We start from the raw sequence: 24,590 nt of genomic DNA, 5'->3' as shown, positions 1-24,590 counted from the left end.
AGTGCTGGGCCGACCACGCACAGTCCGCGCCGCCGCGCGCGGTGACCGGGGAAAGGCCCGTATCCCACATGGCACAGCCCTTCGTACTGCCGGACTTCTACGTCCCGTATCCGGCACGGCTCAATCCGCACACCGAGGAGGCGCGGCGGCACACCACCGACTGGGCCCGGCGGATGGGAATGCTGGAGGGGTCCGGCATCTGGGAGCAGAGCGACCTCGATGCCCACGACTACGCGCTCCTGTGCGGGTACACCCACCCCGACTGCGACGCCGGGGCCCTGAGCCTGGTCACCGACTGGTACGTGTGGGTCTTCTTCTTCGACGACCACTTCCTGGAGATCTTCAAGCGGACGCAGGACCGGGCGGGCGGCCGGGCCTATCTGGAGCGGCTGCCCGCCTTCATGCCGATGGACGGCACGGCCGCGATGCCGGACCCGGTCAACCCGGTGGAGGCCGGCCTGGCGGACCTGTGGCGGCGCACCGTCCCGGCGATGTCCCCCGCCTGGCGCGCCAGGTTCGCCGAGGCGACGAGGAATCTGCTCAACGAGTCGATGTGGGAGCTGTCCAACATCAACGAGGGCCGGATCGCCAATCCGGTGGAGTACATCGAGATGCGGCGCAAGGTCGGCGGGGCGCCGTGGTCGGCCGGGCTGGTGGAGTACGCGGCGGGCGCGGAGGTGCCCGCCCGGGTGGCCGGCTCACGGCCGCTGCGGGTGCTGCGCGACACCTTCTCGGACGCGGTGCACCTGCGCAACGACCTGTTCTCCTACCAGCGCGAGGTCGAGGAGGAGGGCGAGAACAGCAACGGTGTCCTGGTGCTGGAGACCTTCCTCGGCTGCACCACGCAGCAGGCGGCCGACGCGGTCAACGACCTGCTGACCTCGCGGGTCCAGCAGTTCGAGAACACCGCGCTGACCGAGGTGCCGGCGCTCTGCCTGGAGGAGGGGCTGGGCCCGGACGAGAGCGCGGCGGTCGCCGCGTACACCAAGGGGCTCCAGGACTGGCAGTCCGGCGGCCACGAGTGGCATCTGCGCTCCAGCCGCTACATGAACGAGGGCCTTCGGGAGAGCACGTCATCGGCGCCGCGGGGCTCCGGCGGCGGGCCGGCCCCGGGGCTCACCGGATTCGGGGCGTCCGCGCTCGACATCCGGGCGCTCCTCGGCCGCCCCGCCGAGGCACGGCTGCGCACCCTGACCCACCGGCCGCGGGCGGTGGGGCCCTCGCTGCTGCCAGACCTGGAGCTGCCGTTCCCGCTGTCGCTCAGCCCGCATCTGGACGACGCCCGTGCCCGGTCCGTCGAATGGGCCGCCCGGACGGGCCTGCTGAACGACATCTGGGACGAGGCCCGGCTCACCGGCTTCGACTTCGCGCTCTGCGCGGCGGGGCTGGACCCGGACGCCACCCGGGAGGAACTGGCGCTCAGCGCCCAGTGGCTCACCTGGGGGACGTACGGCGACGACTGGTACCCCATCGCCTACGGACGGCGGCGCGACCTGGCCGGGGCGCGGGCGGCGACCGAGCGGCTGAAGGCGTGCATGCCGGTCGACGACCCGGCGGCGGGCGCGGCGGGGGCGGTCACCCCGCTGGAGCGCGGTCTCGCCGATCTGTGGGCGCGCACGGCGGGCCCGATGACGGCATCGGCGCGCGAGACGCTGCGTCAGGCGGTCGCCGTGATGCTGGAGAGCTGGCTGTGGGAGCTGCACAACACGGCGCAGCACCGGGTGCCCGATCCGGTGGACTACATCGAGATGCGGCGGCTGACGTTCGGTTCCGACCTCACCATGAGCCTCGCCCGGCTGCGGCAGGGGGACGCCCTGCCGCCCGGGGTGCGCGGGAGCGGACCGCTGCGGAGCCTGGAGCTCGCGGCCATGGATGTCGGCTGGCTGGTCAACGACCTCTTCTCGTACCAGAAGGAGATCGAGTACGAGGGCGAGATCCACAACGCGGTCCTGGTGGTGGAGACCTTCTTCGGCTGCGACTATCCGACGGCCGCCGCGATGACGGCCGGTCTGCTGGAGTCGCGGCTGCGGGAGTTCCTGCATGTGAAGGCGCACGAACTGCCGCTGCTCTGCGAGGACCTCGGGGTGGACGACCGGGTGAGGTCGGCTCTCGGCACCTACGTGCGGGAGTTGGAGGACTGGATGGCGGGCGTCCTCAACTGGCACCGCCACGTGCGGCGTTACCGGGAGGAGGACCTGCGCGGCGGCGCGGTCCCCTGGCGGCTGGGCGCCCCCGCGGGGATCGGCACCTCCACCGCGCGGTGGCCGCTGCCGGCTCAGCCGCCGGCGGTCAGCGTGTAGCTCTCGCCGGCCCGCACGTCGAGCACCCGTTCCCCCGAGGCGAAGAGGGTGGAGCGCACGGTCAGGGTGCCGGTGCGCTCCGCCCTCAGCACGACCCGGCGGGCCGCACCGGCCGACCAGGCGATGTCCACACGGACGCCGCCGCGCGCCCGCAGTCCGCGCACCTCGCCCCCGGGCCAGACGGCGGGCAGGGCGGGCAGGATCTCGACGGCTCCGTGGTGGCTCTGGAGCAGCATCTCGGCGATCCCCGCGGTGGCGCCGAAGTTCCCGTCGAGCTGGAACGGCGGGTGGTTGTCCCACAGGTTGGGCAGGGTGGAGGTCCGCAGTTGCCCGCGGAGCATGGCGTGGGCGCGGTCGCCGTCGTGGAGCCGGGCCCAGAAGGCGAGCCGCCAGGCCCGGGACCAGCCGGTGCCGCCGTCGCCGCGCGCCGTCAGGGACACCGCGGCGGCCTCGGCCCAGCGGCTGCCGGGAGTGATCTGCCGCCCGGGGTGGAGGGCGAAGAGGTGGGACACGTGCCGGTGGGTGTCGTCCGGGTCGTCGAGGTCCTCCTTCCACTCCTGGAGCTGGCCCCACGATCCGATGCGCAGCCCCGGGTCGAGCCGGTCCAGCGCGTCCTTGAGCCGGCGGCGGAAGCCGGGGTCGTCGCCGAGGGTGCGGGACGCCTCCAGGGTGCTGGTGAACAGGTCGTGGACGATCTGCTGGGACATGGCGGGGCCGGCGGTGAAGTCACCGTGCTCGGGCGAGTAGCCGGGGGTGACGACCAGGGTGCCGTCCCGCGGATCGGTGCGCAGGGCGGCCAGCCAGAAGACGGCGGCCTCCTTCATGACGGGGTAGGCGGTGTCGCGCAGGTAGTCCGTGCAGCCGGAGAAGCGGTGGTGCTCGTAGAGCTGCTGGGTGAGCCAGGCGGCGGCCTCGGGGAACCAGAACGCGGTGGCCCAGTCGTGGACGCCGGTGAAGCCGTACGGGTTGGTCTCGTTGTGGACGACCCAGCCGGGGGCCCCGAACATCTCGCGTGCCGTGACGCGGCCGGGCGCCCGCAGGGCCTCGACGAAACGGTCGTAGGGCACGGTCGTCTCGGGGAGCGCGGTGACCTCGGCGGGCCAGTAGTTCATCTGGAGGTTGATGTTGGTGTGGTAGTCCCCCGCCCAGGGCGGGGCGGTGGAGTCGTTCCACACGCCCTGGAGGTTGGCGGGCAGGGAGCCGGCGCGTGAGGAGGCGATGAGCAGGTAGCGCCCGTACTGGAAGCTGAGCGCCTCCAGGGCGCGGTCGGCAGGGGCGGTGCCGCCGGTGTAGGAGGCGAGCAGTTCGTCGGTGGGCCGGTCCGGGGGCCGCTGCCCGATGTCGAGCGACACCCGGCCGAACAGGGCGCCGTGGTCGGCCACATGGTCGGCGCGCAGTCGCGCCCAGGGCAGCGCCGCGGCGGCGTCGACGGTCGCGGTGACGGTGGCGTGGGGGTCGGGCCCCCGGTACGCCGGGTAGGTGTCGGCGTAGTCGGTGCCGGCGGCGAGGACGAAGTGGGCGCTGTCCGCGCCGCTCACGGTGAGGGTGCCGTCGGGCCCGGCGGTCACGGTGCCGCCCTGTGCGACCACCCGGATCTGGGCCTCGAACCGCAGCCCGTTGTCGGCGAGGCGGCCGCGCACGGTGAGCCGGTCGCCGTCGGCGGTGACGGTCCGGTCGGCGTGCGGGGAGGTGTGGCTCAGGGTGAAGCCGGTGCGGCCGGGCCGGTCCGCGTGGAAGCGGCCCGCGATCACCCCGGCGGGGTGGGAGGCGAGGAACTCCCTTGTCCAGGTGGCGCCTTGATGGGTGTAGCCGACGCGGGCCAGCGCGGTGGCGAGGTCGAGGCTGCGGCGGTACGAGGCGTCGGGGACGGCGGGCGCGCCGGGCACGGCGATCAGGAGGTCGCCGAGGACCTGGTAGGCGCCGTAGCCGCGCCGGGGGCGGCCGAGGGCGGCGGCGACGGCCGGGGGCGGGAGCGTCCCCTCGCCCTCCAGCCGCCCCTGCACTGCGGCGAGGGCGCCGGGGGTGGTCCCGTTGCCGTGGTCGTAGCCCTCCGCGGAGCCGGGGCCGCCGGTCCACAACGACTTCTCGTTGACGGTGAGGCGTTCGGCGCGGAGCGTCCCGTACACGCTCGCGCCGAGGGCGCCGTTGCCGACGGGGAGGGATTCGCGTTCCCAGTCCTCCGCGGGTCGCCGGTACCAGAGCAGCAAGTCATCGGAGGTGTCGCCGGTGGCGGCTTCGAGGGGCTCCCCGAGGATCTGCTCTCCGTGCGCGCCGTTCGCGCCAGTTGTCGACGTCATGCGGAGGTCACCGGCGGCCCTGGGATCATGACTCGACGCTAGAGGTCCGATGATTCACTTGGCAAGAGGCAAACGAAAACTGCCCGGGGGTACCCCGGGCAGTACGGAGGGGCAGGGGCTCAGGCCTGCTGGAAGAGCTCCGCCGGGAGCGGCTTGAGCAGCGCGTAGAGATCGTCGGTGATCGGCCGGTCCCAGCTCGCGATGGTGACGAGGACGTTGTCGCTGCGGTCGAACTGGACGCAGGAGATCCGGCTCTCGGAGAGCTTCACCCGGCGCACGATCAGCAGGTTGTCGCCCTGCATCACCGGGGTGTCCTCCACGCCGGTGACGTGGACGGGCTCGTCGTTCTCCAGGGCGAGCAGGAGCTGGGCGGCCTCGAAGGGGATCTCGCCCTCCTCGACCTCGCGGGCCGGGGAGCCCTCGGGGAGGTTGCCGATGATCATCGCGGGACCGCGGCCGCCGAAGAGGTCGTAGCGCAGGAACACGCCCTGGCAGGTGCCGTCGGGGGCGGGCAGCAGACCGGCGCCGAGATTGCCGGGCCAGTCGCCCGGATCCATGGCCAGGACATCGAAGTCCGGACCCGCGGGAGTGGCGGCGCTGCGGCGGCGGAGAAACGACATAACCGCCATGGTACGTGCCCGGAGGCACCCGGCCGAGTCGGGGCCGACACCGCGCGGAGGCGTCGGCGGACGCGTCGGGGACGGCGGTGAACGCGGCGTGTCGCACGGCCGTACTCGTGGGCACATCAGGCGTCCGCGGGGAGCAGCACGCCCCTCGGGGACGGGGTACCGACAAGGTGAGGACCAGTCCATGAACGACCGTGTCAGCCCTCCGTTGCAGGCCCTCCCCGACGGTGAGGCCGAGCTCCGCCTCGTCGTCCGGCTGGCCTGGGAGGACGTGGCCGCGCTCGGCCGGGAGGCGGGGCGGCTCGCCACCCGGATGCAGCGCCCGGTGAGCCTCGACGAGGCCGCGGGCCACCGGCTGCGGCTGCGCTCCGGCGCCCACTCCGCGCCCCCGCCGGCCCAGCCCGCGAGCCCGGAACGGACGCAGCAGCTCCCGCCGCCCGCACCGTCCTCCGTCTCGTCGCTGACGGCGCGTTCCCAGGGGGAACACGCCCGCCAGGCGATCGAGAAGATCAACGGCACCGCGGGGGCGGCCGGCGGCGGGCGGGACGCCGCCCCGACGCCGGCGTAGGCCCGCCACCGGGGGCCGCCGCCCGCCGTCAGCCGTCGGCCCGCCGGCGCTCGTGATGGCGCGCGACCCGGGCGCGGTTGCCGCAGGCCGGCTTGCACCACTCCTGCCGGGGGTGGTCCTTCAGGAAGTACCGCACACACCGCGGCGCGTGGCAGGCCCGCAGCCGCACCCGGTCCGGCCCCGCCAGGAACGCGATCGCCGCCCGCGCGAGCACGGCCCCGAGCACCCCGCCGGCGGAGGGTCCGCCCTCCGGGCCGGGCACGGCACCCCCGGCGCCCGGGCCACCGGCTTCGGGAGCAGCGCCCGCGGCAGGCAGGCCGTCCCCCGCGGGGGCGGACCCGGAGCGCGAAGCACCCCCGGCCTCCGGGCCACCGGCCTCGGGAGCAGCGCCCGCGACAGGCAGGCCGTCCCCCGCCGGGGCGGACCCGGAGCGCGAAGCACCCCCGGCCTCCGGGCCACCGGCCTCGGGAGCAGCGCCCGCGGCAGCGTCAAGGCCCGGGAACCGGCCCCCGTCCGGGCCGACGGCCTCGGGAGCAGCGCCCGCGGTGGGGCCGAGGCCCGGGAACGGGCCCCCGTCCGGGCCGGCGGCCTCGGGAGCAGCGCCCGCGGCGGACCCGGCACCCGGGAACGGCCCCCCGTCCGGGCCCGGGCCGGTGGCCGCGGCTCGGGCAGGGGCGTCCGTGACGAAGCGGGTGGCGGGGACGAGTTCGGAGGCGGGGTCGGCGTCGTCGGGCCAGTGGAGGGCCGGGACGACGGGGACGGCGGCGGCCGCCGCGTTGAGCCGGGCCGTGGCGACGGCGGCCGGCAGCAGCCGGCCCTCGTCCGCCCGGCTCGGCGGCCCGGGGAGCACGGCCCGCGCGAACAGGGAGCGCACCGCCGCCCGCAGGTCGCGGACGGCGGCGAGCGTCCGCTCGTCCGCCGGCGCCCGGCGCGCGTCCTCGCCGAGGACGGCGGCGTGCTCCCGGATCCACACCGCGAGGCCCGCGGTGTCCGCGAGGTCGTCGGCCACTCCCCCGCGGCCGTCGTGGCGCACGGTGAGGACGAAGTCCAGGACGAGGGCGTGTGGGGCGGGCGCGGTCATGCCCGAACGGTATCCCCGCCGCCGGCCGCCCCGGCGACCGGTGCGTCCCGGCCGGGCCGGCCTCCGCGCGGGCCGGTCAGTCGTCGACCGCGGTCTCCAGGATCTGCTCGCCGTCGAAGATGCCGAGCCGCTCCCGGTAGAGCTCCAGCGGCACCCCGTTGGGGTCGTGGAGGTAGAGGCTGTCCTCCACACCGCGGTCGGGGCCGAGGTACTCGACGCCCGCGGCGTCGAGGGCCTTGCGGGCGGCCGTGTACTGCTGGACGTCCACGGAGAGCGCGAGGTGCTGGACACCACCGACGGTCTCGGTGGCCGGCGGGTGGTCGTGGCCGGGGAAGTCGAAGAAGCCGAGCAGGTTGTTGTTGCCGATGTCGAAGAAGAAGTGGGTGGAGCCCCGGTAGTCGCGGTTCTCCACGATCTCCACCAGCGGGAAGCCGAGGAACTCCTGGTAGAAGCGGATGGTCTCCTCGACGTCGCGGCAGATGAACGCGACGTGGTGCACGCCGCGCGCGGAGCTGACCGGGCGGTCGGCGGGGGCGTGCAGATAGCGGCTGCGCAGTTCCTCGCGGCGGGCGCGGATCGCCTCCAGCGCGGCTCCCTCGGGCTGCGGCATCACGGACTCCTTCGTTCGATCGCACGGGGCGAAGGCGGGACGGGACCGGATCCCGCTTGATTGCGGGATTCAACTTCCCTTCCCCGGTCATCCTCCCGCGATTCGTCCCCGTCCGCCCCGGTTGCGGCCCGCCGCCCGCGCGGGGAGCGCCCGACGTCCCCCGGACGTACCAGCGGTTCCGGTCCGCGGGACGGCCGCCGCCGATCCCTTGACGCGGCCCCGCGCCGGCTGAGTAACTGATCCCGAACAGCACGACCGAATGATCGGTCGTCCGGTTTGCGACGGGAGTGGGCCCACCATGACGGACTGGTCGGACGCGGCGGAGCGGCTCGGGCGCGAGGAGCTCGAAGCACTGCAACTGGAGCGCCTGCGCACCACCCTCCGGCACGCGTACGACAACGTCGGCTTCTACCGCGACGCCTTCGACAAGGCCGGGGTGCGCCCGGAGGACTGCCGGACGCTCGCGGACCTCGCACGCTTCCCGTTCACGGCCAAGACCGATCTGCGCGACCACTACCCGTTCGGGATGTTCGCCGTCGACCGCTCGCGGGTGCGCCGCATCCACGCCTCCAGCGGGACCACCGGGCGGCCGACGGTGGTCGGCTACACCGAGCGGGACCTGGACACCTGGGCCGACGTCGTCGCCCGGTCCCTGCGGGCCGCCGGCGCCCGCCCGGGCCACACCGTCCACATCGCCTACGGGTACGGGCTGTTCACCGGCGGCCTGGGCGCCCACTACGGCGCCGAGCGGCTCGGCTGCACGGTCGTCCCGGCCTCCGGCGGCATGACGGCACGGCAGGTGCAGCTCATCCAGGACTTCCGCCCCGAGATCATCATGGTGACGCCCTCGTACATGCTCACCCTGCTCGACGAGTTCGAGCGCCAGGGCGTCGATCCGCGCGGCACCTCGCTGAAGGTCGGCGTCTTCGGCGCGGAGCCGTGGACGGAGGGGATGCGGCGCGAGATCGAGGAGCGCTTCGCCATCGACGCGGTCGACATATACGGGCTATCCGAGGTGATGGGCCCCGGCGTGGCCCAGGAGTCCGTGGACGCCAAGGACGGGTTCCTCCATGTCTGGGAGGACCACTTCTACCCGGAGATCGTGGACCCGTTCACCGGCGAGGTCCTGCCGGACGGGGAGCGGGGGGAGCTGGTGTTCACCTCGCTCACCAAGGAGGCCATGCCCGTCGTGCGGTACCGCACCCGGGACCTGACCCGGCTGCTGCCGGGCACGGCGCGCCCGTTCCGGCGGATGGAGAAGGTGACGGGACGCAGCGACGACATGATCATCCTGCGCGGGGTGAACCTCTTCCCCACCCAGATCGAGGAGATCGTGCTGCGCACCGCCCATGTGGCACCGCACTTCCAGCTCCGGCTCACCCGGGAGGGCCGCCTCGACGCGCTCACCGTGCGGGTGGAGGCGCGGCCGGAGGCGACGGGCGACCAGCGTGCCGAGGCCGCCCGCGCCGTCACCGCCGCCGTGAAGGACGGCATCGGCGTCTCGGCCGCCGTCGAGGTCGTGGCCCCGGAGACCCTGGAGCGCTCGGTCGGCAAGATCCGCCGCATCGTGGACCTCCGCCGGGAGGGCGGCGCCTGACGGCCGGGCCCGCGTCCGGACCGGGCCCGCGTGCCCGGTGCGGACGCGGACGCCGGGCCCCTACCCCTGCGCGAAGCGGTCGCGCAGCTCGCGCTTGAGGATCTTGCCGCTGGCGTTGCGCGGGAGGGCGTCGGTGAAGACGATCCGCTTGGGGGCCTTGAAGTGGGGCAGCCGTTCGCGGGCGTGGGCGATCAGTTCCGCCTCGGTGGTCTCCTCGCGGGTGACGACCACGGCCGTCACCGCCTCGATCCAGCGGTCGTCGGGGAGGCCGACGACGGCCGTCTCGGCGACGGCCGGGTGGGTGTAGAGGGCGTCCTCGACCTGGCGGGAGGCGACGAGCACGCCCCCGGAGTTGATGACGTCCTTCACCCGGTCGACCACGGTGAAGTAGCCCTGGGCGTCGCGCACGGCGAGGTCGCCGGAGTGGAACCAGCCGCCGCGGAAGGCCTCCTCGGTCTCCTCGGGCTTGTCCCAGTAGCCCTCGCAGAGCTGCGGGGAGCGGTAGACGACCTCGCCGGGGGTGCCGTCGGGGACCTCCTCGCCGTCCTCGTCGACGACCTTCGCCTCGACGAAGAGGACGGGCCGGCCGCAGGAGTCCATCCGGCCCTCGTGCTCGCCGGGGCCGAGGACGGTGGCGAGGGGGCCGATCTCGGACTGGCCGAAGCAGTTGTAGAAGGCGAGTCCGGGCAGCCGCGTCCGCAGCCGCTCCAGGACGGGCACGGGCATGATCGAGGCGCCGTAGTACGCCTTGCGCAGCGCGGTCAGGTCGCGGGCGCCGAAGTCGGGGTGGTTGGCCAGGCCGATCCAGACGGTGGGCGGAGCGAAGAGGCTGTCGGCGCGGCCGGCCTCCACGAGGTCGAAGATCTGTCCGGCGTCGGGCGCGTCCAGCAGGGTGTTCTCCGCGCCGACGGCGAGGTAGGGCAGCAGGAAGACGTGCATCTGCGCCGAGTGGTAGAGCGGCAGCGCGTGCACGGGGCGGTCGGTGGCGTGCAGGTCGAGGGCGGTCATCGCGCTGACGTACTCGTGGACGAGGGCCCGGTGGGTCATCATCGCGCCCTTGGGCAGCGCGGTGGTGCCGGAGGTGTAGAGGAGCTGGACGAGGTCCTCGGAGGCCGGTTCGCGGTCGGGCGTGAACGGGCGGGGCGAGGACAGCGCGGCCAGCAGGGAGTCGTCGCTCTCCCGCAGCGCCCGCACCGGCGTCCCGTCGGGCAGCCGTGACGCGAGGGCGGGGTCGGCGAGGACCAGGGCGGAGCCCGACTGGGAGAGCACGTAGGCGAGATCGTCGCCGGTGAGGTTCTGGTTGACCGGGACGTGCACGAGTCCGGCGCGGGCGCAGGCGAGGAAGGCGATCAGGTAGGCGTCGGAGTTGTGGCCGTAGGCGGCGACGCGCTCGCCGGGTGCGAGGCCGTGGTCCGCGAGGACGGCCGCCGCGGTGGAGACGGCGGTGTCGAGCTCGGCGTACGTCCAGGTGCGGTCGGCGTAGCGGACCGCGGTGCGCTCCGGGTTCCGCCGGGCACTGCGGCGTACGAGGGAGTCGACCGTGTTGTGGTGAGCGCCTGTCATGGCGTGATCCTGTGCGGCCCGGTGACGGAACGTCAAGGGGCGGGACCGGCGCGGGACGGGGGCGGCCGGTCCCCGGACGGCACGTCGAGGGGCCGGATACCGACCGGACGGTTGACAGCGGTGCCGGGGGCTGACTGCATAGGGCTCCGCTGCTGCGCACTCACGTCGGGAGGCTCGTTGCTCATCCGGACCCGCATCGGACGGCTCGCCCTGGGCGCCGTCGCCCTGCTGACCGCCGCGACGGCGCTGCCGCCCCCGGCGGCGGCCGACGGCCGCGAGCGGCATCCCTCGGGCGGCGGGCTGTCCGCCGTCATCCGCTACACCGAGTACGGCATCCCGCACATCGTCGCGAAGGACTACGCGGACCTGGGCTTCGGCACGGGCTGGGCGCAGGCCGTCGACCAGGTGTGCGTGCTGGCCGACGGCTTCGTCACGGTGCGCGGCGAACGCTCGCGCCACTTCGGGGCGGCCGGTGCCCCGGACGGGTCGCTGTCGTCGGCGACGGACAACCTCGCCAGCGATCTGTACTTCCGCGGGGTGCGCGACGCGGGGACGGTGGAGCGGCTGCTCGCCACGCCCGCGCCGGCCGGGCCCGGCCGGGCGGCCGAGGAGCTGATGCGCGGCTGGGCGGCCGGCTACAACGCCTGGCTGGCCCGCAACCGGATCACCGACCCGGCCTGCCGGGGCGCCGACTGGGTGCGGCCGGTGACGGCGCTGGACGTCGCCCGCCGCGGGTTCGCGGTGTCCGTACTCGGCGGTCAGGGCCGCGGGGTGGACGGCATCACGGCCGCGGCCCCGCCCGGTTCCCCGGGGGCGGCGCGGGGGCCGGCCGCGGCGCCCGATCCGGCGGCGACGGCGCGGGCCGCGCGGCAGCTCTTCGCCGCCGGGAGCGCCGACATGGGGTCGAACGCGGTGGCCTTCGGCGGGCAGGTGACCGCGAACGGCCGCGGTTTGCTGCTCGGCAATCCGCACTACCCCTGGCACGGCGGCCGGCGCTTCTGGCAGTCGCAGCAGACCATCCCCGGGGAGCTGAACGTCTCGGGGGCCTCACTGCTCGGCACCGTCGGCGTCAGCATCGGCTTCAACGAGCGGGTGGCCTGGAGCCACACCGTGGCGACCGGTGTGACGCTCAACCTCCACCAGCTCGCCCTCGACCCGGCGGACCCGACGGTGTACCTGGTCGACGGGGTGCGGGAGCGGATGACGCGCCGGACGGTGACGGTGCCCGTGAAGGACGGCGCCCCCGTCAGCCGGACCCAGTACTGGACGCGGTACGGCCCGGTGGTCACCTCGCTCGGCGCCTCGCTGCCGCTGCCGTGGACGACGGCGACGGCATACGCGCTGAACGACCCCAACGCGGTGAACCTGCGCGCCACCGACACGGCGCTGGCCTTCGCCAAGGCCCGCTCGACCGGTGACATCGTGCGCGGGCTGCGCCGTACGCAGGGGCTGCCGTGGGTGAACACGGTCGCGGCGGACTCCTCGGGGCGCTCGCTGTTCACCCAGTCGCAGGTGCTGCCCCGGATCACGGACGAGCTGGCCGAGCGGTGCTCGACGCCGCTGGGGCGCGTGACGTACCCGTCGTCGGGCGTCGCGGTGCTGGACGGGGCGCGCGGCGACTGCGCCCTCGGCCGGGACCGGGACGCGGTGCAGCCGGGGATCCTCGGCCCCTCCCGGATGCCGCTGCTCCAGGACGCGCCGTACGCGGAGAACTCCAACGACAGCGCCTGGCTGGCGAACGCCGACACCCCGCTGACCGGCTACGAACGCGTCTTCGGCAACACCGGCACGCCCCGTTCGCTGCGCACCCGCGGCGCCGTCGAGGACGTGGCGGCGATGGCGGACCGCGGGCGTCTGACGGTGCGCGACCTCCAGCGGCAGCAGTTCGCCAACCGGGTGCCGGCGGCGGATCTGGCCCTCGCGGACACGGTCCGCGCCTGCCGGGCGCTGTCGCCCGCGCCGGTGGCGGCGTGCGACGCCCTGGCGGGCTGGGACGGCCGGATGGACACCGGCAGCCGCGGTGCGCTGCTGTTCGACCGGTTCTGGCGCGCGCTGACGGCCTCGGTCCCGGCGTCGCGGCTGTGGAAGGTGCCGTTCTCGGCGGCCGACCCGGTGGCCACCCCGCACACCCTGGACACCGCGTCGCCGGAGTTCGCGGCGGCGCTCACGGGTGCGGTGGCACAGCTGCGGGCGGCGGGCATCGCCCCGGACTCGCCGCTCGGCGACCACCAGTTCGTGGTGCGGGGCGGTGAGCGGTACCCGGTGCACGGGGGCACCGAGTCGCTGGGCGTGTGGAACAAGATCGAGGCGGCCTGGCAGCCGTCGGCCGGCGGGTACGCGGAGGTCGCCCACGGCACCAGCCATGTGCAGGCGGTCGGCTGGGACGGCAGCGGCTGCCCGGTGGCCCGCACGCTGCTCTCCTACGCGCAGTCGTCCAGTCCCGCCTCGGCGCACCACCGGGACCAGACGGCGCTCTACTCGGGTGAGCGCTGGGTGACGTCGCGCTTCTGCGAGCGGGACATCCTCGCCTCGCCGGAGCTGGAGGTGGTCCGGGTGCGCGAGCGCCGCTGATCCGGGGCGGCGCCACGGCGGCGGGTCCGTGGGTCCGTGAGCCGGCGGGTCCGTGAGCCGGGGGGCCGTGAGCCGGGGGTCCGCGGGTCCCTGGGCTCACCGCGCGGGGCTCACCGCCGGGGCGCGCACCGCGGGCCCGCCGCCGGGATCAGGCGCTACGGGCTCACCGCCAGGAAGACGAAGGCCGCGAGGATCGCCAGGTGCACACCGCCCTGGAGCGGTGTCGCCCGGCCGGGCACGATGGTGAGCGCGCCGGTGACGACGGTCAGGGCGAGCAGCACCATGTGGGTGGCGCCGAGGCCGAGGACCAGCGGTCCCTCCAGCCAGATCGTCGCCAGGGCGATGACGGGGATGGTCAGTCCGATGCTGGCCATGGCGGAGCCGAGGGCCAGGTTGAGGCTGGTCTGCACCCGTTCGCGGCGGGCGGCGCGCACGGCGGCGAGGGTCTCCGGCAGCAGCACCAGCAGGGCGATCACCACGCCGACGACGGAGTGGGGCATCCCGGCGGACTCCACCCCCGACTCGATGGTGGGCGAGACGGCCTTGGCGTCGCCGACGACGGCGACGAGTGCCACGAGCAGCAGGACGAGACTGACGAACGCCGCCGCGCGGGTCGGGATCTCCGCCCGGTCGCCCTCCTCGTCCTTGAGTTCGCCGTCCGGGGTGACGGACAGGAAGTACTCGCGGTGGCGCACGGTCTGGACGGCGACGAACAGCGAGTAGAGGCCCAGCGAGAAGATCGCGGCGAAGGTGAGCTGGGCCGTGGAGAACTCGGGGCCGGGCTTGCTGGTGGTGAAGGTGGGCAGCACCAGGCTCATCACGGCCAGGGTGGCGACGGTGGCGAGCGCGGCCCCCGACCCCTCGGCGTTGAAGACGGCGACGCGGTGACGGAGCGCGGCGACGAGCAGGGACAGTCCGACGATCCCGTTGCAGGTGATCATGACGGCGGCGAACACGGTGTCGCGGGCCAGGGTGGCGGACTTCTCGCCCCCGTCCACCATCAGGGTGACGATCAGGGCCACCTCGATGACGGTGACGGCCACGGCCAGCACCAGGGAGCCGAACGGCTCCCCGACCCGGTAGGCGACCACCTCGGCGTGGTGGACGGCGGCGAGCACGGCGCCGGCCAGGCAGAGGGCGACCACCACGACGGCCAGTGGTGACAGGTCGCGTCCCCAGCTGAGCACCAGCGCGACGACCGCGGCCAACGGCACCCAGACGGTCCACCGGCGCAAGAAGGACAGGACGTTCACCGCGCTCATGCGGGCAAGGCTGCCAGCGCCCGGCAGGGCGCGCGCGACGAGAGTCCGGTCGGACCAAACGCCCCACCACCCCCGTGCCGCCGCGCCCGCCCGGGGCCGGGGTGCGGACGAGCCGGTCCTGACAGTGCGTCACCTTCGACGAGATGGTTGACAGTCCACCGACACTGCAAGAAAGCTTCACGTGTCGCCGAAGATCCGAAAGATACTTTCAGGGAGGATTCCGGATGACCGAGGACGCAGCGCACAGAGGGAGCGGGGCCATCAGCCGACGAGGACTGGGACGCGGGGCCATGGCGCTGGGCGGCGCCCTCGCGCTCGCCTCCGTGCCCTTCGCGGCGACGGCGGCCGGCACCTCCCCCGGCGCCGGCGCGGGAGGACCGCACCACCCGACCCTGCGGCGCGGCACCCCCGCCCGGGCCGGGCTGCTCGCCCCGCACCTCGACCGCCTGGTCACCGACGCCGAGGCCTTCCTCCAGCCCTCCCCGCGGCACCCCTGGTACGCGGGAGCCGTGCTGCTCGCCGGACGCGGCGGCACGGTCGCCCTGCACCGGGCGATCGGCAAGGCCCTGCGGTACTCCGCCTACGACGAGACGACCGACACCGCCGTCGAGCTGCCCGAGGACCAGCAGATCCCGATGCGCGAGGACACCGTCTTCGACCTGGCGTCGGTCTCCAAGCTGTTCACCTCGATCCTCGCCGTGCAGCAGATCGAGCGGGGGACGCTGGAGCTGGAGGCGACCGTCGCCTCGTACCTGCCCGAGTTCGCGGGCGCCGGCAAACAGGACATCACCGTGCGGCAGCTCCTGACGCACACCTCCGGCTTCCGCTCCTGGATCCCGCTCTTCAAGGAGCCGACGCAGGAGGGGCGGCTGCGGCTCCTGTGGAACGAGGCCCCGCTGAACGCGCCGGGCACCCGGTACCTCTACTCCGACCTCAACCTGATCTCGCTGCAACTGGTCCTGGAGAAGATCACCGGCCGCGCGCTGGACGTCCTGCTCCACGACGAGATCACCGCTCCGCTCGGGATGCACCGCACCCGCTTCAACCCGCCCGCCGAGTGGAAGCCGCGCATCGCCGCCACGGAGGACGCCCGGCTGCCCTGGTCCGGCCTCGACCGCGGACTGGTGTGGGGCGAGGTGCACGACGAGAACGCCTACGGCTTCGGCGGGGTCGCCGGCCACGCCGGGGTGTTCTCCTGCGCCTGGGACCTGGCCGTCCTCGCCCGCACCCTGCTCAACGGCGGCTCCTACGGACGCGCCCGGATCCTGGCCCCCGCATCGGTCGAGCTGATGTTCACCGACTTCAACACCGACTTCCCCGGCGACGAGCACGGCCTCGGCTTCGAGCTCTACCAGCACTGGTACATGGGGGCGATGGCCACCCCGCGCACCGCGGGACACACCGGCTTCACCGGGACCAGCATGGTGCTCGACCCGACCACGGACTCGTTCCTGATCGTCCTCGGCAACTCCGTCCACCCGGTGCGGAGCTGGCGCTCCGGCAGCGCGCCGCGCGCCGCGGCGGCCGACAACATGGCCCGCGCGGTCCCCGTGCGTCCCGCCCGGGGGCGCACCGCGTGGTTCTCCGGCATGACGAACGCCACCGCCGCCACGCTCACCCTGCCGCCCCTCGGTCCGGGCGCCGGACGGCTCCGCTGCTCCCTGTGGTGGGACACCGAGCCCGGCGCCGACGCCGTGCTGCTGGAGGCCTCGGCCGACGGCGGCGCGACCTGGCAGCCGGTGCCCTTCGTCGCCACCGGACCCGACGGCACCGCGCGCACCCACCCCGCCGGCACGGCGACCGGCTGGTCGGGGCGCGTGTGGCACGACGTGGAGGCCGACCTCTCCCCCTGGCGCGAGGCACCGGTGTCGCTGCGCTGGCGCAGCGCGACCGACCGGCTCTACGTCGGCCGGGGCGTGTACGCGGACGGCCTCCGCGTCGAGGACGCGTCCGGCCGCCGGCTCTTCGACGAGTCGCGGCCCTCGGACGCGGCCCGCGTCCAGGCCACCGGATGGGCGCCGTCCGGCGACTGACGGCCCGTCCTCCCGCACCTCCCGGCCCCTGTGCCGCGGCGACCGCCGCGGCACAGGGGCCTCTTCCATGGGCCCGCCCCTGGCATCGAATGTTCGGCGGAGTTTCGTAACACCACTGTGAAACTTCACATCGATTGACGGGCCTTCGGCGGCAACCTGCCGACCACCGGTGGATCGGAGCAGCTCAGAACCTTTGTCCGAGGAGCCGAACCACCCGGACACTTCGAAATGTTTCGAGATCACCGGCGTTGACGAGGCGTTCGGCCGGGGCAACACTCTCACTCGCTCCTCACCCCCTGGACGAAGGGTTCGGATGTGATCAGGACAGCTTTCGCGCGCCGTGCGCTGGCCGCGGGCACGTCGGCGGTGCTCGCCGCCGCGGGCGTCGTCGCGTTCTCCGGCACCGCGCACGCGGCGGGCACGCTCGGAGCCGCCGCGGCCGAGAAGGGCCGCTACTTCGGTACGGCCGTGGCCGCGAACCACCTCGGCGAGGCCGACTACGCCACTACGCTCAACACCGAGTTCTCCTCGGTGACCCCCGAGAACGAGATGAAGTGGGACGCGCTGGAGCCCAGCCGCGGCACCTTCACCTACGGCAACGCCGACCGGATCGTCACCCACGCCGAGAGCCGCGGCATGCAGGTGCGCGGGCACACCCTGGTGTGGCACTCCCAGCTCCCGAGCTGGGTCGGCTCCCTCCCCGCCACCGAGCTGCGCTCGGCGATGAACAACCACATCACCCAGGTGATGACGCACTACAAGGGGAAGATCGCCGCGTGGGACGTCGTCAACGAGGCGTTCCAGGACGGCGGGAGCGGCGCCCGCCGCAGTTCGCCGTTCCAGGACAAGCTGGGCGACGGCTTCATCGAGGAGGCGTTCCGCACCGCCCGGGCCGCCGACCCCGCGGCGAAGCTCTGCTACAACGACTACAACACCGACGGCGTGAACGCGAAGAGCAACGCGGTCTACGCGATGGTCAAGGACTTCAGGCAGCGCGGTGTGCCCATCGACTGCGTCGGCCTCCAGTCCCACTTCAACGCCCAGTCGCCCGTGCCCTCCGACTACCAGGCGAACCTCCAGCGCTTCGCCGACCTCGGCGTCGACGTGCAGATCACCGAACTCGACATCGAGGGCTCCGGATCGGCGCAGGCCACCAACTACGGCAATGTGACCAGGGCCTGCCTCGCCGTCACCCGGTGCACCGGGATCACGGTGTGGGGAGTGACGGACAAGTACTCGTGGCGCAGCGGCGGCACCCCGCTGCTGTTCGACGGCACCTACCAGAAGAAGCCCGCCTACACGGCGGTGCTCACCGCCCTCGGCGGCACCCCGGGCGACGGCGGCAACCCGCCCGGCGGCGGCACGGGCACCTGCACCGCGGCCTACACCACCACCGCGAGCTGGCCCGGCGGCTACAACGGCCAGGTGACGATCACCGCGGGCGGCTCGGCGATCACCGCCTGGGAGGTCCCGCTCACCTTCACCGCGCCGCAGAAGGTGGCCAACTCCTGGAACGGCACGGCGAGCTGGGACGGCAGCGGCACGGTGCTGACGATGCGGTCGAGCTACAACGGCAACCTCGCCGCCGGGGGCTCCACGTCCTTCGGCTTCACCGTGACGACGGGCGGCGGCAGCGCCTCGCCGCCGGCCGTCGGGGCCTGCAAGGCGTCCTGACGCCGGACGGACCCGGGGCAGGAGCGGTCCGCGGTCAGCCCGCCCGGCCCAGCGCCGCCATCGCGGCGTTGTGGCCGGGCACTCCGCTGACACCGCCGCCGCGCACCGCGCCCGCCCCGCAGAGCAGCACATTGGCGTGGGCCGTCTCCACGCCCCAGCGCCCGGTGTCCGGTGCCGCCCACGGCCAGGACAGGTCCCGGTGGAAGATGTGGCCGCCGGGCAGGCGCAGTTCCGCCTCCAGGTCGAGCGGGGTCTTCGCCTCGATGCAGGGCCGGCCCTCGGCGTCGACGGCGAGCGCCCCGGCGATCGGCTCCTCCAGGTAGGTGTCGAGTTCCGCGAGGGTGGCCGCCAGCAGCCGCTCCCGGGTCGCGTCGTTGTCGTCGGCGAACAGCCGGGCGGGGGTGTGGAGTCCGAACAGCGTCAGGGTGTGGGCGCCCTCCGCGTTCAGCCGGGCCCCCAGGATCGAGGGGTCGGTCAGCGAGTGGCAGTAGATCTCGGACGGCGGCGCACTCGGCACCCGCCCGTCCGCCGCCTCCCGGTAGGCGTCGGCCAGTTGCCCGTAGCCCTCGGAGACGTGGAAGGTGCCGGCGAACGCGTCCGCCGGGTCGACCCGCCGGTCCCGCAGCCTCGGCAGCCGCCGCAGCAGCATGTTCACCTTGAGCTGGGCGCCCTCGGCAGGCGCGGGCGCCGGGTCGCCGAGCAGCGCGGCCAGCTCCCGGGGCGAGGCGTTCACCAGCACGTGGCCCGCGCCGACGGTGCCCTCGGCGGACGGTGTCCTGAAGGTCACCTCCGCCCGCGTGCCGTCGGTCACCACGGCCGTCACCTCGTGCTCCACGGCGATCTCCGCGCCCGCCGAGCGGGCCGCGGCGGCGAGGGCGTCGGTCAGCGCGCCCATGCCGCCCACGGGGACGTCCCAGTCGCCCGTGCCGCCGCCGATGACGTGGTAGAGGAAGCAGCGGTTCTGGGCCAGCGAGGCGTCGTGGGCGTCGGCGAACGTGCCGATCAGCGCGTCCGTCAGGACCACGCCGCGCACCAGGTCGTGGTCGAAGCGCCGCTCGATCGCGGTGCCGATCGGCTCCTCGAAGAGCATCCGCCAGGCCTCCTCGTCGCCGACCCGGGCGCGGAGTTCCTCCCGGGTGGGCAGCGGCTCGGTCAGCGTCGGGAACACCCGCTCGGCGACCGAGCGGGTCAGGCCGTAGAACTCCTGCCAGGCCGCGTACTCCCGGTCGCCGCCGGTGAGCCGGGCGAAGGACTCCGCCGTGCCGGGGCCCCCGACGAGGAGCCCGTCCCCGGCGCGGGTCGGCGTGTACGACGAGACGGTGCGCTTCCGCACCGCGAAGTCGAGGCCGAGATCCCGGACGATCTTGCCGGGCAGCAGGGAGACCAGGTACGAGAAGCGCGACAGCCGGGCGTCGACACCGGGGAACGGCCGCGTGGAGACGGCCGCTCCCCCGGTCGTCGCGCCGCGTTCCAGGAGCAGGACCGACCGGCCGGCGCGGGCGAGGTAGGCGGCGGCGACGAGGCCGTTGTGGCCCCCGCCGACGATGACGGCGTCGTACGAGGCGTGAGCGGGCATGGGCGGACCTTACCCGGCGGGGCGGGGGGTTGGTGGGGTGCCTGGGGTCGGTGGGCGTCCGGCGGCCCGCCGGCGGGGCACCGCGCTGCGCGCGGTCGTCCTCGAACGCCGGACGGGCTGGGGTGCCCTGGTCGGGGCCGTCCTCGAACGCCGGACGGGCTGCAGTGCCCTGGTCGGGGCCGTCCTCGGACGCCGGACGGGCTGGGAGGGCGCTCCGGAGGGCTGGAGGTACCGGGTGTTCAGGCGGGTGGGGCGGCGCGGAGGGTGGCGACACGGCGGTAGAGGTCGACGGCCTCGGAGTGGCGGCCGAGCTGTTCGAGGCAGTGCGCCTCGTCGTTGCGGCTCGCCAGGGTGTCCGGGTGGCCGGGCCCCAGCACCCGCTCGCGGGAGTCGGCGACCTGGCGGTAGACGCCGTACGCGTCCTGCCAGCGGCCCAGCCAGCCGAAGCCGACGGCGATCTCCCGGCGGCTGACCAGCGTGTCGGGGTGGTCGGGGCCCAGCACCCGCTCCCGCAGCGAGCAGACCTCGCGCGCCTCCGTCAGCGCCTCATGCCAGCGGGCGAGCCGGCCCAGGTTGACGCCGAGTGTGTGGCGGGCGCGCAGGGTCTCCGGGTCGGCGGGGCCGTGCACCCGGGTGCGGTCGTCGACGAGCGCGCGGTAGAGGTCCAGGGCCTCGGCGCTGCGGCCGAGCCGGCCGAGGCTGATGCCCACCTCGTAGCGCGCGGCGAAGGTGTCGGGATGGTCGGCCCCCAGCGTGCCGGCCCGGGCCTCGGCGACCTCCCGGTAGGTGTCGAGCGCCTCGGCCCAGCGGCCCAGCCTGCCGAGGGTGTAGGCGACCTCGTAGCGGGTCGCCAGGGTGTCGGGGTGGGTGGCGCCGAGGACCCGGGCGCGGGCGGCGGCGACGTCGCCGGCCGTCCGGCAGGACTCCTCGATGCGGCCCAGCCGGCCCAGGTTGAACGCGATGTTGTGGCGGCAGCGCAGGGTGTCGGGGTGGTCGGGGCCCATGGTGCGGGCGCGCGACTCCAGGACGGACTCGTAGATCCCGTGGGCCTCCTCGTGCCGTCCCAGCCGGCCGAGCACATAGGCGGCCTCCTGGCGGGAGGCGAGGGTGTCGGGGTGGTCCGGGCCCAGGGCGCGGTCCCGCCCGGCGGCGACCGCGGAGAACTCGGCGAGGGCCTCGGCGGCGCGGGCGGTCCTGCTGAGGGTGAAGCCGACCTCGTAACGGCTGGCGAGGGTGTCGGGGTGGTCCGCTCCGAGCAGCCGGTCGCGCTCGGCGGCGACCGCCCGGTGCACCTCGCCCGCCTCGTCCCAGCGGCCGAGCCGCCCCAGGCTGAGGCCGGCGTCGTGACGGCTGGCGAGCACCGCGAGCAGCTCGGGCGACGGGGTGGTCCGCGCGGCCGTGGCCGAGGTGTGGGGCGGCGCGGGGAAGCCCGCGGGGGTGTGCGGGCCGGTGACGGCGGGCGGGGTGTGCGGCGCGGGGAAGCCCGTCGGTGTGACGGGGGTGTGCGGGCCGGGCGTGTGGCGGCCGGGGAGGGCGGAGTGGGCGGTGCCGGGGGCGTGCTGCGCGGGGAGCGGGGCGATCGCCGGCGGGTTGGTCCAGGCGCCGGTGAGCGCGGCGGTGTGGTCGGGCAGCCGGGAGGCGGCGGGGGCGCCCGGGGCCCTGATGCCCTCCGTCATGCCGCGCGTCCACTCCGGCAGTGCGGGCGCCCGGCCGGCGGTCCGGACGGCCGGGCGCTGCGGCGGGAGCGCCGGGTGGGCGCCCGGCCGGCGGGACGCGCCGATGCGGCGGCGCAGTTCACCGGCGTCCGCCGGCCGCTCGTCGGGGGTCTTGGCGAGCAGGTCGAGGACGGCCCGCTCCAGGTACTCGGGGATCTCCTCGCGGACCTCGCGCGGCGGCACCGGGACGGTGTCACGGTGGCCGACGAGGATCGACCAGGTGTCCTCCAGGTCGAACGGCGGTGCCCCGGTGGCGAGTTCGTAGAGCACGCAGCCGAGCGAGTAGAGGTCGCTGCGGTGATCGACGGAGCCGCCGCCGATCTGCTCGGGCGACATGTAGTGCGGGGTGCCCATCGCGATGCCGGTGCCGGTGAGCTTGGAGCTGAGGCCGATGTCCTCGCCGAGGCGCGCGATGCCGAAGTCGCAGATCTTCACCGTGCCGCCGGTCAGCCGCATGATGTTGGCGGGCTTCAGGTCGCGGTGGACGATGCCCTGGTCGTGGGTGTAGGCGAGGGCGTCGGCGATCTGGTCGGCGATGTCGACGACCTCGTCGACCGGGAGCGGCTGCTGCTTGTTGTCCTCCATGAGCTGGCTGAGGTTGCGCCCGTCGAGCAGTTCCATGACGAGGTAGAGCACGCCGTCGTGTTCGCCGAAGTCGTGGACGACGGTCACGCCGCGGTGCTGGAGCGCGGCGGCCACCCGGGCCTCGCGGCGGAACCGCTCCCGCAGGACGTCGCCGATCGACCGGTCGGGCTGGACCCCGATCGGCTTCAGGCACTTGACCGCGACCTCGCGCCGCAGCGACTCGTCGCGGGCGCGCCACACCTCGCCCATGCCGCCGCGCCCGATCTGGTCGAGCAGTCGGTACCGGCCGTGGATCAGCCTGGTTTCCGCCATCTCGTGCTGTCGCCCCCGTCGCTGCCGTTCGCCCTCCCCTGACCGTCCAGTATGGCGGCCCCTCCTGTGAGTCCGTGCGGGGTGGGGCGGGTGCCGGGCCCGAGCCGTGCCATCGCCTTCAGGATGTGACCGGGCGGCAACTGCCAGCGTATCCGGGCGGGGACGCGCCGCAGCAGACCCCCGGTGACGGCGAGCCGGTGCGAGACGACCGCCTCGGGCGGGGCGGGTCTGCCGTAGAGGCCGTGGGCCCAGCCGGGCAGGGAGGCGTACGCGAGGGCGGCGGCGTGCCGCCACAGCAGGGCGCGCGCGGGGACGAGCAGCGGGTGGACCGGGGGCCGGCGGAGGAAGTCGTCGACGGCGTACGCCTCGGGTCCGGCGGCGAGTTCGGGGCGCACCCGCGCGAAGTAGGCGTCGAGTTCGGCCCGGGTGGCCGGGACGGCGGCCGGGTCGAGGCCCACCAGGCGGGCGGACTCGCGCTGTTCGCGCAGGTAGCGGTCGGCGGCGGCGCCGTCGACCGGGAGGCCCGAGCGGCACAGCACGTCGAGGTAGGAGGCGACCTCGGCGCAGTGCACCCACAGCAGCAGGGCGGGCTCGCCGACGCCGTAGCGCTCGCCGGTGTCCGGGTCCTCGGCGGTGAGCCTGGAGTGGATGCGGCGCACGCGGGCGCCGGCCTTCTCGGCGGCCCCGGTGGCGCCGTAGGTGATGGTGCCGACGAAGTCGGCGGTGCGCAGCAGCCGGCCCCAGGCGTCCTGGCGGAAGTCGCTGTTCTGCATCACGCCGCGCACGGCGCGGGGGTGGAGCGCCTGGAGCCAGAGCGCGCGGACGCCGGCGATCCACATGACCGGGTCGCCGTGCGCGTGCCAGGTGACGGACGAGGGGCCGAAGAGCCCCGGGTCGCCCGTGCGCGGGTCAGCGTCCATACCGGCGTCGTACCCACCCGGAGCCCGTCCGATCCCCACCGGCAGTGCCTCCGGTCCCCGGCGGGCGCCCGCGCCGCCCCGCACACCCGCCGGGGCGGGCGGGGCGGCGCGGGGTTACAGGGCGCGGTAGGCCGCGTCGACGAGGGTCATCTTGCGGGGGTCGTCGGCGATGTGCGGGCCCATCCGGTTCATCACGTAGCCGAGGGAGAGCCCCGCCTCGGGGTCGGCGAGGCCGCAGGAGCCGCCGAATCCGTCGTGGCCGACGGCCCGGGGGTTGGGGCCGTAGGAGCCGTTCGCGCCGCTGAGCCAGAGCCCCAGCGCGACGTCCGTCTCCTGGGCGAATCCGGCGCCGAGCACCAGGTCGCGGCAGGCGCCCTGTCCCTCGCGCACCCGCTCGGCGGCGGCCTCGCTCAGCACCCGGTGCCCGTCGTGCTCCCCGCGTCCCGCGACGATCCCGTACAGCGCCGCCACGGCGCGGGCGGTGCCGTGCCCGTTCGCGGCGGGGATCTCGGCGGCGCGCCACGGCGCCGTGTTGGCGGCGGCCACGCCCGTCCCGGGGTTCGCCAGCGCGGCGACGGCGACCGGCGGCAACTGGGCGAAGGCCGCGGCCTGTTCGCCGCCGGAGCGGGGCTGCACGAGTTCGGCGATCCGGCCGCTCTCCTCCTCGGGCAGGCCGATGGCGAAGTCGATGCCGAGCGGGCCGGTGATCTCCGCCGCGAGGAACTCGCCCGGCAGCACTCCGGTGATCCGCCGGACGACCTCGCCGACGAGGTGTCCGTAGGTCAGGGCGTGGTAGCCGGAGCGGGTGCCGGGCTCCCACCAGGGCTCGGTGGCGGCGAGCCGGGCGCAGGTCAGGTCCCAGTCGTAGAGGTCGTCGAGGGAGTGGGGCTCCCGCAGCCCGGCGAGGCCGGCGCGGTGCGACAGGAGGTGGCGTACGAGCACCTTGCCCTTGCCCGCGGCGGCGAACTCGGGCCAGTAGAAGGCGACCGGGGCGTCGAGGTCGAGCAGTCCGCGGTCGGCGAGGAGGTGGGCACAGAGCGCGGTCGGGCCCTTGGTCGTGGACCAGACGTTGACCAGGGTGTCCCGTTCCCAGGGGCGGGTGCGGGCGGCGTCGGCCCAGCCGCCCCAGAGGTCCACCACGAGGGCGCCGTCCACGATCACGGACACGGCCGCGCCCAGTTCCCCGCGGTCGCGGAAGTTCTCCTCGAACGCCTCCCGCACGGCGGCGAACCGCTCGTCGCAGTGGCCTTCGATCCGGGTGGGCTGCTCGGTCATGGAACCTCCGTCGAATCGGCCGGGC

At 74.7% G+C, this 24,590-nt stretch carries 15 protein-coding genes and 2 pseudogenes; 6 read left to right on the top strand and 11 right to left on the bottom strand.

Annotated elements, in window-relative coordinates; genetic code table 11:
- Positions 1-68 precede the first annotated feature (68 nt).
- Positions 69-2,300, top strand: coding sequence for a terpene synthase family protein (locus JE024_RS32055; RefSeq protein WP_205377391.1), 2,232 nt, complete (start codon positions 69-71; stop codon positions 2,298-2,300).
- Here JE024_RS32055 and JE024_RS32050 read toward each other — a convergent pair.
- Complete coding sequence (locus JE024_RS32050; protein WP_244883601.1) at positions 2,276-4,504, bottom strand: glycoside hydrolase family 95 protein; 2,229 nt, start codon at positions 4,502-4,504, stop codon at positions 2,276-2,278. The two genes, JE024_RS32055 and JE024_RS32050, sit on opposite strands and share 25 nt — an antisense overlap.
- Before the next feature lie 212 nt (positions 4,505-4,716).
- The gene (locus JE024_RS32045; RefSeq protein ID WP_147991239.1) at positions 4,717-5,217 is read right to left on the bottom strand and encodes a hypothetical protein; all 501 of its coding nucleotides are present in this window, start codon (positions 5,215-5,217) and stop codon (positions 4,717-4,719) included.
- Between the two features lie 190 nt (positions 5,218-5,407).
- On the opposite strand from JE024_RS32045, the gene JE024_RS32040 reads away from it, so the two are divergent.
- On the top strand, positions 5,408-5,791 hold the full coding sequence (locus JE024_RS32040) for a hypothetical protein (protein WP_205377389.1): 384 nt from the start codon (positions 5,408-5,410) through the stop codon (positions 5,789-5,791).
- 28 nt (positions 5,792-5,819) lie between these two features.
- Here JE024_RS32040 and JE024_RS32035 read toward each other — a convergent pair.
- The 3 genes and pseudogenes from JE024_RS32035 to JE024_RS32025 all read right to left on the bottom strand — a co-directional run.
- Positions 5,820-6,014, bottom strand: a pseudogene (locus tag JE024_RS32035) (CGNR zinc finger domain-containing protein); the annotation flags it as partial.
- A 444-nt stretch (positions 6,015-6,458) separates the two neighbouring features.
- Positions 6,459-6,872 (bottom strand): annotated as a pseudogene (locus JE024_RS32030) (ABATE domain-containing protein); the annotation flags it as partial.
- A gap of 76 nt (positions 6,873-6,948) precedes the next feature.
- Positions 6,949-7,482 (bottom strand): VOC family protein, encoded by a 534-nt coding sequence (locus JE024_RS32025; protein WP_205377388.1) that lies wholly within the window; start codon positions 7,480-7,482, stop codon positions 6,949-6,951.
- A gap of 298 nt (positions 7,483-7,780) precedes the next feature.
- Here JE024_RS32025 and paaK point away from each other — a divergent pair, with 298 nt between their 5' ends.
- Positions 7,781-9,079, top strand: coding sequence for a phenylacetate--CoA ligase PaaK (gene paaK / locus JE024_RS32020; RefSeq protein WP_205377387.1), 1,299 nt, complete (start codon positions 7,781-7,783; stop codon positions 9,077-9,079).
- A 60-nt stretch (positions 9,080-9,139) separates the two neighbouring features.
- Here paaK and JE024_RS32015 read toward each other — a convergent pair whose 3' ends face one another.
- Positions 9,140-10,642 (bottom strand): acyl-CoA synthetase, encoded by a 1,503-nt coding sequence (locus JE024_RS32015; RefSeq protein ID WP_205377386.1) that lies wholly within the window; start codon positions 10,640-10,642, stop codon positions 9,140-9,142.
- Positions 10,643-10,825: 183 nt separating this feature from the next.
- Between JE024_RS32015 and JE024_RS32010 the strand changes: the two genes are divergently transcribed.
- Positions 10,826-13,213 carry a penicillin acylase family protein gene (locus JE024_RS32010; RefSeq protein ID WP_205378460.1) on the top strand — a complete coding sequence of 796 codons (2,388 nt, stop codon included), beginning with the start codon at positions 10,826-10,828 and terminating at the stop codon, positions 13,211-13,213.
- A 155-nt stretch (positions 13,214-13,368) separates the two neighbouring features.
- On the opposite strand, the gene JE024_RS32005 is transcribed toward JE024_RS32010, so the two are convergent.
- Positions 13,369-14,475: a calcium:cation antiporter gene (locus tag JE024_RS32005; RefSeq protein ID WP_205377385.1), complete on the bottom strand. Its 1,107-nt coding sequence runs from the start codon at positions 14,473-14,475 to the stop codon at positions 13,369-13,371.
- 224 nt (positions 14,476-14,699) lie between these two features.
- On the opposite strand from JE024_RS32005, the gene JE024_RS32000 reads away from it, so the two are divergent.
- Both JE024_RS32000 and JE024_RS31995 read left to right on the top strand, forming a co-directional pair.
- Positions 14,700-16,508: a serine hydrolase domain-containing protein gene (locus tag JE024_RS32000; protein ID WP_205377384.1), complete on the top strand. Its 1,809-nt coding sequence runs from the start codon at positions 14,700-14,702 to the stop codon at positions 16,506-16,508.
- Positions 16,509-16,826: 318 nt separating this feature from the next.
- Positions 16,827-18,182 carry a glycoside hydrolase family 10 protein gene (locus tag JE024_RS31995; protein WP_372449908.1) on the top strand — a complete coding sequence of 452 codons (1,356 nt, stop codon included), beginning with the start codon at positions 16,827-16,829 and terminating at the stop codon, positions 18,180-18,182.
- Between the two features lie 34 nt (positions 18,183-18,216).
- Here JE024_RS31995 and JE024_RS31990 read toward each other — a convergent pair whose 3' ends face one another.
- From JE024_RS31990 to JE024_RS31975, 4 genes are all read right to left on the bottom strand, one after another.
- A complete protein-coding gene (locus JE024_RS31990) occupies positions 18,217-19,758 on the bottom strand; it encodes a phytoene desaturase family protein (protein WP_205377383.1) in 1,542 nt (513 codons plus the stop codon).
- Positions 19,759-19,997: 239 nt separating this feature from the next.
- Positions 19,998-22,370 (bottom strand): serine/threonine-protein kinase, encoded by a 2,373-nt coding sequence (locus tag JE024_RS31985; protein WP_205377382.1) that lies wholly within the window; start codon positions 22,368-22,370, stop codon positions 19,998-20,000.
- On the bottom strand, positions 22,352-23,290 hold the full coding sequence (locus tag JE024_RS31980) for an oxygenase MpaB family protein (RefSeq protein ID WP_205377381.1): 939 nt from the start codon (positions 23,288-23,290) through the stop codon (positions 22,352-22,354). The genes JE024_RS31985 and JE024_RS31980 overlap by 19 nt, the downstream gene beginning before the upstream one ends.
- 114 nt (positions 23,291-23,404) lie before the next feature.
- Positions 23,405-24,565 (bottom strand): serine hydrolase domain-containing protein, encoded by a 1,161-nt coding sequence (locus JE024_RS31975; RefSeq protein ID WP_205377380.1) that lies wholly within the window; start codon positions 24,563-24,565, stop codon positions 23,405-23,407.
- Positions 24,566-24,590: the final 25 nt, after the last annotated feature.

It is taken from the genome of Streptomyces zhihengii (genome assembly GCF_016919245.1).
Lineage (GTDB): Bacteria > Actinomycetota > Actinomycetes > Streptomycetales > Streptomycetaceae > Streptomyces > Streptomyces zhihengii.
This window is presented reverse-complemented; position numbering and strand designations above follow the sequence as displayed.